Genomic DNA, 11,785 nt, shown 5'->3' with positions numbered 1-11,785 from the left:
CAGTGGTGGCTCGATGCTATCACTTGCTGGAGGCGCTGACATTGCCGTCGATCAATTGGCGTCGGTATTTCTGTCGAATAAGCGACAGAATTTTAGTTTTCCCCTACCCGCGTTAAGTTTGCCCCTCTGCCCTGCGTTTTGCTGTGGGCTTGCCTTATAGTGCGTAGCAGGTCGCAACCCGTTGCTCGGGTTGTGGTCGAACACTCGAATTCGCTTGAAAAGGACACTGCCATGCTGGACTGGAAGAATCGCGCGACGAACTCGCAGGGCGGCGCCGCCAAGACCTCAGGAGGCAGTCGCAGTGGCGGCAGCCTGATCGCTCGAGCTCTGGGCGGTCTGATTGGTGTCTATCTGCTCATCGCCCTGGTGGTCGGCTGGTACTGGAGCCAGGAGCCGTCTGTCTTCCAGGTCCAGCAGCATGCCCAGAGTTCGGCGCAGCAGGCGCAACGGCAGATGGTCACCGGTTACACCTCGGTGGAAACCCTCAAGCAGGTCGCTGGCACGCTGCTCGACAAACCGGGCGGCTATCTGTCCAACGATCTTGCGCCGCCCGGTCTGTGGCTGGACAACATGCCGAGCTGGGAATATGGCGTGCTGGTGCAGGTACGCGACTTCTCGCGTGCCCTGCGCAAGGACTTCGCCCGCTCGCAGTCGCAGTCCACCGAGGACCCGGACCTGGCCAAGGCCGAGCCGCGTTTTCACTTCGACAACAAGAGCTGGGCGTTACCGGCGTCCGAGTCCGAGTACCGAGAGGGCATCAAGTCGCTGGATCGCTACCTGGCTCGTCTGGCCGACCCGGCGCAGAGAAACGCGCAGTTTTACGCGCGTGCCGACAACCTGAACAACTGGCTGGGTGATGCCGGCACACGTCTTGGCTCGCTGTCTCAGCGCCTGTCCGCCAGCGTGGGCCAGGTGCGCCTGAACGAGAAACTGCAGGTGGGCAGCGATGCCGAAGAGTCCGGGCAGGTGGGTGAGGGCGGCGTTTACGAGACGCCCTGGCTGCAGATCGACAACGTGTTCTACGAGGCTCGCGGTCAGGCCTGGGCACTGGCTCACCTGCTGCGCGCTGTGGAGGTGGACTTCGCCGACGTGCTGGCGAAAAAGAACGCCACCGTCAGCGTGCGCCAGATCATTCGTGAGCTGGAAGCCGCGCAGGCCACCCTGTGGAGCCCGATGATCCTCAACGGCAGCGGTTACGGCGTTCTGGCCAATCACTCGCTGGTGATGGCCAACTACATCTCCCGCGCCAACGCGGGGCTGATCGACCTGCGTCAGTTGCTGAGCCAGGGTTGATGGTCGCGATTTCGGCAGCGGAGGCGGCGCATCGTGCTGCCTCTGACCGCGAGCGCGTGGCCTGGGTCGATGAGCACGACCGGCCGCTGGGCGGTGTTTCTCGTGTCGAGCTGCGCGAGCGCCGGCTGATCGGGCGTGGCACCTACATTCTCCTGTTCAACACGGCCGGGCTGTTGTGCGTGCATCGGCGAACCTTGAGCAAGGCGTTGTATCCCGGTTACTGGGACGTGGCGGCCGGCGGCATGGTGCTCGAAGGCGAGGACTACCGACTCTCCGCCGAGCGTGAGCTGGCCGAGGAGCTGGGTATCGTCGATGCCCAGCTGACCGAGCATGCGCACTTTCTCTATGACGCTCCGGAAAGTCGCCTGTGGTGCATGGCCTACTCGGCTGTATCCGATGCGCCGCTGGTGTTGCAGCCGGAGGAGGTGCTGGAGGCGCGCTTCATCAGCGTCGAGCAGGCGTTGGAGGAAACCCATCGCTTGCCGTATTGCCCGGATTCGCTGGCGGCGCTGGAGCGCTACATAAAAAGGCCATAAACAGGCCGCTTGCGGCTAGCTGATGTGCCCGAAGGGCGGGAGAGGGTGTTTGTGTCGGCACCTGTATTTCGTCGAGCTTAGCTCGTTGGGTGCGCCTTCACCTCGAATAGGGGCCCTTGGCGCGTACCGCCCACCCTACGGCGTCGCGGATTCCGAGCGCTCCGTGCACGATGACGAACGGCGTCGCCATCGTGCCGCACAATGACGCAAATCCATACTTAGCAAGCGCCGCCTTTGCCGTTACACTGCCCGGCCTTTTCGGCGGACGTCTGTCCGTCTGCGCTGCCCCTGCCTGAGTGGGGCTTCGCGGCTGAACCCGTTCAGCCAGTCGCTATCCTGACCCCTACGAGGACAAGCCGGTGGTCAAGAAAGCCTCTTCATTCTCCGCCCTGAGCGGTCTCGTCTATTCCACCGATGGCGGTCGTCATTGCCCGGATTGCAACCAGGCGGTGGATGCCTGCATCTGCAAGCAGACGCGCATTCCTGAAGGCGACGGCATTGCCCGTGTGCGTCGTGAAACCAAGGGCCGTGGCGGCAAGACCGTTACCACCGTCAGCGGCGTGCCACTGGCCGAGGAACCGCTCAAGGAACTGGCCAGTGCGTTGAAGAAACGCTGCGGCACCGGCGGCGCGCTCAAGGATGGGGTGATCGAGATCCAGGGTGATCACGTCGATCTGCTGTTGGCCGAACTGACCAAGCGCGGCTTTACCGCGAAGAAGTCCGGCGGCTGATAAGTCCTTTTCTAAACTTGGATGACGCTCATACGGTCAACCACCGAGCAAACGTCATCTTGCTTTCATCATTTCTAAACTGGCCGCCAGCAAGGTCAGGCTTTTCTCATGGGAGAACCCGATGTCCGCACGACGCACCCGCAAAGACGACGGCAGCCAATGGACCGTAGCCGATAGCCGTAGTGTCTATGGCATTCGCCACTGGGGCGCCGGTTACTTTTCGATCAACGATGCCGGGCGTATCGAGGTGCGTCCCAACGGCCCGGACAGCCAGCCGATCGACCTCTATCAGCAAGTCGACGAGCTGCGTCAGAGCGGCCTGTCGCTGCCGCTGCTGGTGCGTTTCCCGGACATCCTGCAAGACCGCGTGCGCCGCTTGACCGGGGCCTTCGATGCCAGCATCGAGCGCCTGGAATACCAGAGCCGCTACACCGCGCTGTACCCGATCAAGGTCAACCAGCAGGAGGCGGTGATCGAGAACATCATCGCCACGCAGAACGTCTCCATCGGCCTCGAGGCTGGTTCCAAGCCCGAGCTGCTGGCCGTGCTGGCGCTGGCACCGAAGGGCGGCACCATCGTCTGCAACGGTTACAAGGACCGCGAATTCATTCGTCTGGCGCTGATGGGGCAGAAGCTCGGCCACAACGTATTCATCGTCATCGAGAAGGAGTCGGAAGTCGCCCTGGTGATCGAGGAGGCGGCTGAACTCAAGGTCGCGCCGCAGATCGGCCTGCGCGTGCGTCTGTCCTCGCTGGCGTCGAGCAAGTGGGCCGACACCGGCGGAGAGAAGTCCAAGTTCGGTCTGTCCGCTGCGCAGATCCTTCAGGTGGTCGAGCGCTTCCGCGCGGCCGGGCTGGATCAGGGCATTCGCCTGCTGCACTTTCACATGGGCTCGCAGATCGCCAACATCGCCGACTACCGCAAGGGCTTCCGCGAGGCCATCCGCTACTACGGAGAGCTGCGTGCCATGGGTCTGCCGGTCGATCACATCGACGTCGGCGGTGGCCTCGGCGTGGACTACGACGGTACTCACTCGCGTAACGCCAGCTCGATCAACTACGACATGCAGGACTACGCCGATGCCGTGGTCGACATGCTCAAGGAATTCTGCGACCGCCAGGAAATCCCCCATCCGCACATCTTCTCCGAGAGTGGCCGGGCGATGACCGCGCACCATGCCGTGCTGCTGGTGCAGGTCACCGACGTCGAGCGGCACAACGACAAGGTGCCGGAGATCGATGCCAGCGCCGAACAGCCGGAAGTGCTGCAAGTGCTGATCGAGCTGCTGGAAGACAGCGACCCGGAAATGGTCGCCGAAACCTACTGGCGCGCCACCCACTACATCGAGGAAGTGGCTGCGCAGTATTCGGCCGGCAAGCTGAGCCTGGCGCAGAAGGCACTGGCCGAGCAGTGCTACTTCGCCATCTGCCGTCGTCTGCACAACCAGCTCAAGGCGCGTCAGCGTTCGCATCGTGCGGTGCTGGACGAACTCAACGACAAGCTCGCCGACAAGTACATCTGCAACTTCTCGGTGTTCCAGAGCCTGCCGGACACCTGGGCCATCGGCCAGATCCTGCCGATCCTGCCGCTGTCGCGTCTGGATGAGGAGCCGTTGCGCCGCGCGGTGCTGCAGGACCTGACCTGCGACTCCGACGGCAAGATCCGCCAGTACGTCGACGAGCAGTCCATCGAGACCAGTCTGCCGGTGCACGAGATTCGTGAAGGTGAGGATTATGTGCTGGGCATCTTCCTGGTCGGCGCCTATCAGGAAATCCTCGGCGACATGCACAACCTGTTCGGCGATACCGACTCGGTGAACATCTACCAGGGCGCCGATGGCAGCGTGGTGCACGCCGGTATCGAGACGCACGACACCATCGAAGACATGCTGCGCTACGTGCACCTGTCGCCGGAAGAGCTTATGACCCACTACCGCGACAAGGTGGCCAGCGCCAAGATCAGCGCCCGTGAGCGTACGCAGTTCCTCGATGCCTTGCGTCTGGGGCTGACCCGCTCGTCCTACCTGGCCTCGTAAGCCGCCTGCGGCCCCGGATTGCATCCGGGCTACGGTGCGTCCTGAGACCCTTGGTGCGCACGGCCGCCCTGCTGTAGGGGGCGCCGTGCGCACCGCGCCAAGGATTCAGCCGATCATCCCGTAGCCACGCGCCATCAGCGCCGCCAGCAGCGGGATCGCCAGCAACAGCAGCAGCTCGATACGGATGCTCCAGGTCACCAGGGCGACCTGCCGAGCGCTCGGCTCGGGCACCTGGCCGGCCTTCACGGTTTTGCGCCACTTGATGAACACCACCGTTGGCAGGATCGACAGCAGGCCAACCAGGACGAAAAGCCCCACCTTGGCATGAAACAGGCTGTTGCCCATGTAGTAGGCGGCCCCCTTGCCGAACCACAGCACGCGGGCGACACCGGTGGCCAGCACCAGGCCGGCGCAGATGCCGTAGGCCATGTCGGTGATCATCAGGCTGCGCGCACGGCGCAGATCCAGCGGTGCCTTGAACTGCACGTGTTCGACGCTGAGCAGAGCGAACAGCGCGAAGATTGACAGATAGTGCAGGTAAGCGACGAACGCGGCAGCCATGATTGCTTCCTTTCAGTGCGAGCTTGGGATGATTTCACTGCGGTTGTGGCCACCGTGCTCCAGGCGATCGAGCGCCCGCTGGCGTTCGGTTTCATTGGCGGGTAGCGGGGCGCTGAGCATGGGCGATCTCTCCTGTTGCTGGGGAAGGGAACCACAGGTCGCGACGGCTCAGTTGCCAAGCATAGCCAGCCAGTACCAGACTGCGCAGCCCCATGAAGGCCAGGAATGCCAACCACAATCCGTGATTGCCCAGGCTTTGCAGCCACCAGGCCAGCGGCAACACCAAGGCCAGGGCGATGAGCATGGCGTCGCGCATTTCCCGGGCGCGGGTAGCGCCGATGAACAGACCGTCGAGCAGGTAACTCCACACTGCCAGCAGCGGCAGCATCGCCAGATACGGCAAGAAGTTCAGGGCCAGTTCGCGCACTTCGGCGATATCTGTGAGCATGCCGACGAACCAGTGCCCGCCGAGCAGGAAGAACAGGGCGAAGCCGGCGCTGGCCAGCAGCGACCAGGCACCGGCTACCAGTAGCGAACGGCGCAGCGCAGCGCGATCACGCGCGCCCAAGGCGTGGCCGCACAGGGCTTCAACGGCGTGCGCCAGGCCGTCGAGGGCATAGGCGGTCAGCGTCAGACCGTTGAGCAGCAGTGCATTGGCAGCCACTGTGGCATCGCCAAGGCGTGTGCCTTTCACGGTGATCAGGAAGAACACCAGTTGCAGCGCCAGGGTACGGATGAAGATGTCACGGTTGACCGCCAGCAGCGGGCGCCAGTTGCTCCAGCGTTTCAACGCGCTGCTGTCGAGGCGGCCCGGATAGCGCCCAAGCGCGCCGCGGGCCAGCCACAGGCCGAGCAGGGCGCCACTCCATTCGGCGATCACCGATGCCCAGGCCGCACCGGCCACGCCCCATTCGAGACCGAGCACGAACAGCAGGTCGAGCGCCACGTTGATCAGGTTGGCCGTCAGCAGGATCGCCAGCGGGCCACGGGCGCTCTGCGTGCCCAGCAGCCAGCCGATCAGGGCGTAGGTCGCCAGGCTGGCGGGCAGGCCGAGCAGGCGGATCTGGAAATACTGGCGCGCCAGTTGATCCAGCTCGGCCGAGGGCTGCATCAGGCTCAGCGCGGCGTTACTGAAGGGCAAAGCCAGCAGGCCCAGAAGCAAGGCCATGAACACGCCCAGCCCGAGCCCTTGCACCAATACCTGGCGCAGTGCGCCGCCGTCCTCGCGTCCTGCTGCCTGAGCGGCGAAGCCGGTACTGCCCATGCGCAGAAAGCCCATGGCCCAGGTCAGCAGGGTGTAGAGGCTGCCGCCCACCGCCACGGCAGCCAATTGGTGGGCATGCGGCAGATGGCCAACTACGGCAGTGTCGACCAGCGCCACCATGGGCACCGACAGGTTGGAGAGAATCATCGGTGCGGCAAGGGCCCAGACCTTGCGCTGGGTCGGGGCGTGGCGCCAGGCATCGAGCAGGGCGGACATGGGCGGCTCCGGCAAAGCACCGATTATAGGCACAGCGCTGGCGTGGTCGCACGTCGCCTCAGGAGTGTGAGTGGCTTGGCGAATTCTTCTGCAAGGCTCGTCGTTGGCAGGGCGCCTCGGCTATAGTTGTCGGCTTCTGCGCCCCCTGATTCCGGAGCCCGCAATGCCGAACAAAGGACTGCTTCTGGCCCTCGCACTCACACTGCCCCTGACCCTGCTCGGTGCCTGCGATTCTTCTGAACCCCCTGCCACGGTGACCCCCGCCGCGCCTGCCGCACAACAGCCGCAAGTGCCTGCGCCTGCGGTCGACCGCGACGCGCTGGCCAAGCGCTATGCCGGCCGCGAGCTGGAGGTGGTGGACGTTTCCGAGGTGCAACTCGACGGCGCCAGCGCGCTGTCGGTGACCTTCTCCATCCCGCTGGACCCCGACCAGTCCTTCGCCGAGCGCCTGCACCTGGTTGATAGCAAGACCGGCAAGGTCGATGGCGCCTGGGAACTGACCGACAACATCAGCGAGTTGCGCCTGCGCCATCTGGAGCCGCAGCGCAAACTGGTGCTGACCATCGATGCCGGCCTGAAGTCGATCAATGGTGGCAAGCTCGCTGCCGAACATGTCAGTCGCTTCGAAACCCGCGACCTGCAGGCCAGCGTCGGTTTCGCCAGCCGTGGTTCGCTGCTGCCGACACGCCTGGCCGAAGGCCTGCCAGTGATCGCGCTGAACGTCGACAAGGTCAACGTCGAGTTCTTCCGCATCAAGCCCGAGGCGTTGCCGCGCTTCCTGTCCCGCTGGGGGCGTTCCAGCAACCTGGATACCTGGGAGGCGCGCGAACTGCTGCCGATGGCCGATCTGGTCTATGGCGGGCGCTTCGACCTCAATCCGGCGCGCAACACCCGCGAAACCCTGCTGCTGCCGATCGCCGGCCTGGAACCGTTCAAGCAGCCGGGCGTGTATCTGGCGGTGATGCGTGAGGCTGGCAGCTACAGCTACTCGCAACCGGCGACGCTGTTTTCTCTGAGCGATATCGGCCTGTCCGCGCATCGCTATCGCGATCGTCTCGACGTGTTCACCCAGGCGCTGGAAGGTGGCAAGGCGCAGTCCGGCGTGCAGCTTGAGCTGCTCGACGGTGAAGGTGCCCTGCTCGCCGAAGGCAAGACCGATTCGGCTGGCCATGCGCAACTGCCGTTGCCAGCCAAGGCCCAGGTGCTGCTGGCCAAGCAGGACGAGCAGACCAGCCTGCTGCGCCTGAACACGCCGGCGCTGGATCTGGCCGAATTCGACATCACCGGCCCGAAAGCGCATGCCCTGCAGTTCTTCGTGTTCGGCCCACGCGATCTGTATCGCCCCGGCGAGACCGTGCTGCTCAACGGCCTGTTGCGTGATGCCGACGGCAGCCCGGTCAAGACTCAGCCGGTCAGTGTCGAGGTGCGTCGCCCGGATGAGCAGATCAGCCGCAAGTTCGTCTGGAATGCCGGTGATGACGGTCTCTATCAGTATCAGCTGCCGCTTGCCGAAGAGGCGCCGACCGGCCGCTGGCAGTTGCTGCTGGACCTCGGCGACGGCAACCCGCAGCTCTACGAATTTCTCGTCGAGGACTTCCTCCCCGAGCGCATGGCCCTGGAACTCAAGGGCCAGGAGCAGCCCTACGCGCCGGGCGACAGTGCCGAGTTCGCGGTGACCGGGCGTTACCTCTACGGTGCGCCGGCTGCCGGCAATCGTCTGACCGGGCAGCTCTACGTGCGCCCGCTGCGTGAAGCGGTGGCCGACCTGCCGGGCTATCAGTTCGGCGACATCACCGAGGCCGACCTGAGTCAGGACCAGGAACTCGACGAGGTCAATCTCGACGACCAGGGCCGCGCCGTGTTGCGCCCGGAAAATCGCTGGAGCGACGCCAGGTCGCCGCTGCGCCTGATCCTTCAGGCCAGCCTGCAGGAGTCCGGTGGCCGTCCGATCACTCGGCGTATCATCCAGCCGGTATGGCCGGCCGAGCGTCTGCCAGGTCTGCGCGGGCTGTTCGAGGGCGAAGAGGTCGATGCCGACAGCCTGGCCGAGTTCGAAATCCTGGTGGCCGATGCCGCCGGCAACAAGCTGGCCGCCGACAACCTCAACGTGCGCCTGGTGCGCGAGCGCCGCGACTACTTCTGGAGCTTCTCCGACGGTGAAGGCTGGCGTCACAACTACAACGAGAAATTCCTCACCCTCAGCGACGAGCCGCTGAAGATCGCCGCTGGCGGCACCGCCAAGGTCAGTTTCCCGGTGGAGTGGGGCCCGTACCGGGTCGAGGTGGTGGACAACCAGACCGGCCTGGTCAGCAGCCTGCGTTTCTGGGCCGGCTACCGCTGGCAGGACAACGCCGACGGCGGCGCGGTGCGCCCCGACCAGGTCAAGCTGGCGCTGGACAAGCCGGCCTACGCCGCAGGCGATGTGGCCAAGATCACCGTTACCCCGCCGGCTGCCGGCAACGGCTACCTGCTGGTCGAGTCCAGCGAGGGGCCGCTGTGGTGGCAGGAGATCAGCGTGCCGGCAGGCGGCAAGACCTTCGAGCTGCCCATCGACCAGAAATGGGCGCGCCATGACCTCTATCTCAGTGCCCTGGTGATTCGCCCCGGCGAGCGCAAGGCGCAGGTCACGCCGAAACGTGCCGTTGGCCTGCTGCACCTGCCCCTGGAGCGCGCCCCGCGCAAGCTGGCGCTGAGCCTGGAAGCGCCGGAAAAAATGCGTCCGAAGCAGCCGCTGACGGTCAAGGTCAGCGCGCGCAACGCCGACGGCAGCATTCCCGAGAAGGTGCATGTACTGGTCGCTGCGGTCGATGTGGGCATTCTCAACATCACCAGCTACGCCACGCCCGATCCGTTCGCCAATTTCTTCGGGCGCAAGGCCTATGGTGCCGACCAGCTGGATATCTACGGTCAACTGATCGAGGCCCAGGGGCGTGTTGCAAGCCTGGCCTTCGGCGGTGACGCCGGCCTCGCCGCCGGTGGCAAACGTCCGGATACCAGCGTGCTGATCGTCGCGCTGCAGAGCGATGCACTGAAGCTGAACGACAAAGGTGAAGGCGAAGTCAGCCTGGATATCCCCGACTTCAACGGTGAGCTGCGTCTGATGGCGCAGGCCTGGACCGACGAGCGCTTCGGCATGGCCGAGGCCAAGACAGTGGTCGCAGCGCCGCTGATCGCCGAGCTGTCGATGCCGCGCTTCCTCGCCGGTGGCGACGAAACCACCCTGGCGCTGGATCTGACCAACCTGTCCGGCAGTGAGCAGAAGCTCGACGTGCAACTCGGCGTTGAAGGTCAGCTGCGCCTGCTCGGCAAGGGGGAATCACCGATCAGCCTGAAAGATGGCGAACGCACCACCTTGCGCATTCCGGTGCGCGCCGAGGGCGGTCTGGGGCAAGGTCGTATTCATGTCGAGGTGCAGGGCCTGGCGCTGCCGGACGAGACGCTCGGCGACTTCAGCCGTGAGTGGACGCTGGGGATTCGCCCAGCTTATCCGGCGCAGCTGCAGCACTTCCGTGCGGTTCTCGGCGAAGGCGAGCCCTGGAGCATGCCGGCTGGCACCCTCAACCAGTTCGAGCCTGCCGGGCTGGAGGCCGTGCTGGCGCTGTCGAGCCGGCCGCCGCTGAATCTCGGTGAGCAGATTCGTGCGCTCAAGGCCTATCCCTATGGTTGCCTTGAGCAGACCACCAGTGGCCTGTACCCGTCGCTCTACGCCGATGCCGCCAGCCTCAAACGCCTGGGGCTGGAAGGCGAGCCGGACGAGCAGCGACGCAAGAGCATCGAGCTGGGTATCGAGCGCCTGCTCGGTATGCAGCGTCACAACGGTGGCTTTGGCTTGTGGAGCGCCGAGAGCGAAGAGGAATACTGGCTGACCGCCTATGTCACCGATTTCCTCCTGCGTGCCCGTGAGCAAGGCTTCGGCGTGCCGCCAGAGGCACTGAAGAAGGCCAGTGATCGCCTGCTGCGCTACCTGCAGCAGAGCAGCCTGATCGAGGCCAGTTACAGCCAGGACTTCGCTCACACCCGCTTCGCCGTGCAGGCTTATGCCGGCTATGTTCTGGCGCGCAGCCAGCAAGCGCCTCTGGGTGCGCTGCGCAGCCTGTTCGACCGTCGCAACGAAGCGCGTTCCGGCCTGCCGCTGGTGCAACTGGCGGCTGCGCTGAAACTGATGGGCGATGCGCCGCGTGCCGAGCAGGCGTTGAATCAGGGGTTGATCCAGCAGCGCGATGGCGAACGCTGGATGGCCGACTATGGTAGTCCGCTGCGTGACCAGGCACTGATCCTCGCTCTGCTGGAAGAGCACGACCTGGCTGCCGGCCAGCGCGAGCAGCGCTTGTTCAACCTGGCGGATGAGCTGGCTGGCCAGCGCTGGCTGTCGACCCAGGAGCGCAACTCGCTGTTCCTCGCCGGCCGCGGCATTCTCGGCAAACCCGAGCAGGCCTGGAGCGCCAAACTCGCCAGCGGCGCTTTCCAGTTCGACCTGAGCAACCAGCAGCCCGGTATCAAGCTGGAGCGTGGCGAACTGGCCGAACCGCTGAGCGTGAGCAACGGCGGCAGCGCCACGTTGTATCAGCAACTGACCCTGTCCGGTTACCCGAGCCAGGCGCCGCGTGCCGGTGGCGAGAACCTCAGCATCGAGCGCGAATACCTCGGCATGGATGGCCGCCCGCTCGATCTACAGCGTCTGGACAGCGGCGAGCTGGTGCTGGTGCACCTGGCTGTGAGGGCCACGCAGCGCGTGCCGGATGCGCTGGTCGTCGACCTGCTGCCGGCCGGCCTGGAGCTGGAGAACCAGAACCTGGCACAAAGCGCAGCGAGCCTCGATGACGCCGGCAGCAACGTCAAGGAATGGCGTCGTTCCATGCAGAATGCGCGGATCAAGCATCAGGAGTATCGCGGTGATCGCTACGTGGCAGCGGTGGATGTGGAAGGCTACGGCACCACCCATCTGCTCTACCTGGCCCGCGCGGTGACGCCTGGCAGCTACCGCGTGCCGCCACCGCAGGTGGAGTCCATGTACCGGCCGAGCTGGCAGGCGCTGGGCAGTGCGCCGGATAGTCTGGTGGTGAGGGGGCGCTAAAAGCGGCCCCGGATTGCATCTGGGCTACAGGAGTCGCGTAGTCCGGATGCAATCCGGGAGCTTTGTTGAGTGGGC

At 64.9% G+C, this 11,785-nt stretch carries 7 protein-coding genes; 5 read left to right on the top strand and 2 right to left on the bottom strand.

Features of this window, described 5'->3' with window-relative positions; genetic code table 11:
- Positions 1-231 precede the first annotated feature (231 nt).
- The 4 genes from INS93_RS02030 to speA all read left to right on the top strand — a co-directional run bounded on the left by INS93_RS02030 (position 232) and on the right by speA (position 4,595).
- Positions 232-1,293 (top strand): DUF2333 family protein, encoded by a 1,062-nt coding sequence (locus INS93_RS02030; RefSeq protein ID WP_160019306.1) that lies wholly within the window; start codon positions 232-234, stop codon positions 1,291-1,293.
- Entirely contained in the window at positions 1,293-1,829 is a 537-nt protein-coding gene (locus tag INS93_RS02025; RefSeq protein ID WP_160019307.1) for an NUDIX hydrolase, read from the top strand. Before INS93_RS02030 ends, INS93_RS02025 begins: the two co-directional genes overlap by 1 nt.
- Positions 1,830-2,188: 359 nt before the next feature.
- Positions 2,189-2,560: a translation initiation factor Sui1 gene (locus INS93_RS02020; protein WP_160019308.1), complete on the top strand. Its 372-nt coding sequence runs from the start codon at positions 2,189-2,191 to the stop codon at positions 2,558-2,560.
- Positions 2,561-2,681: 121 nt separating this feature from the next.
- Positions 2,682-4,595, top strand: coding sequence for an arginine decarboxylase (speA, locus tag INS93_RS02015; RefSeq protein WP_160019309.1), 1,914 nt, complete (start codon positions 2,682-2,684; stop codon positions 4,593-4,595).
- 105 nt (positions 4,596-4,700) lie between these two features.
- Here speA and INS93_RS02010 read toward each other — a convergent pair whose 3' ends face one another.
- Together INS93_RS02010 and INS93_RS02005 are read right to left on the bottom strand one after the other, a co-directional pair.
- A complete protein-coding gene (locus tag INS93_RS02010; RefSeq protein WP_160019310.1) occupies positions 4,701-5,156 on the bottom strand; it encodes a DUF2214 family protein in 456 nt (151 codons plus the stop codon).
- 91 nt (positions 5,157-5,247) lie between these two features.
- Positions 5,248-6,636 carry an MATE family efflux transporter gene (locus INS93_RS02005; protein ID WP_192980107.1) on the bottom strand — a complete coding sequence of 463 codons (1,389 nt, stop codon included), beginning with the start codon at positions 6,634-6,636 and terminating at the stop codon, positions 5,248-5,250.
- 163 nt (positions 6,637-6,799) lie between these two features.
- Between INS93_RS02005 and INS93_RS02000 the strand changes: the two genes are divergently transcribed.
- A complete protein-coding gene (locus tag INS93_RS02000; RefSeq protein WP_192980106.1) occupies positions 6,800-11,710 on the top strand; it encodes an alpha-2-macroglobulin family protein in 4,911 nt (1,636 codons plus the stop codon).
- The last annotated feature ends 75 nt before the right edge of the window (positions 11,711-11,785 follow it).

The organism is Pseudomonas sp. EggHat1 (assembly GCF_014892995.1).
Classification (GTDB): domain Bacteria; phylum Pseudomonadota; class Gammaproteobacteria; order Pseudomonadales; family Pseudomonadaceae; genus Aquipseudomonas; species Aquipseudomonas chaetocerotis.
Note: the sequence above shows the minus strand (reverse complement) of the source record. Positions and strands in the feature narration are given on the sequence as shown.

Bases quoted from the DNA above. Each gene is read 5' to 3' on its own strand.
- INS93_RS02025 (WP_160019307.1), top strand. From the start codon at position 1,293: ATGGTCGCGATTTCGGCAGCGGAGGCGGCGCATCGTGCTGCCTCTGAC.
- INS93_RS02005 (WP_192980107.1), bottom strand. From the start codon at position 6,636: ATGTCCGCCCTGCTCGATGCCTGGCGCCACGCCCCGACCCAGCGCAAG.
- INS93_RS02030 (WP_160019306.1), top strand. From the start codon at position 232: ATGCTGGACTGGAAGAATCGCGCGACGAACTCGCAGGGCGGCGCCGCC.
- speA (WP_160019309.1), top strand. From the start codon at position 2,682: ATGTCCGCACGACGCACCCGCAAAGACGACGGCAGCCAATGGACCGTA.
- INS93_RS02010 (WP_160019310.1), bottom strand. From the start codon at position 5,156: ATGGCTGCCGCGTTCGTCGCTTACCTGCACTATCTGTCAATCTTCGCG.
- INS93_RS02000 (WP_192980106.1), top strand. From the start codon at position 6,800: ATGCCGAACAAAGGACTGCTTCTGGCCCTCGCACTCACACTGCCCCTG.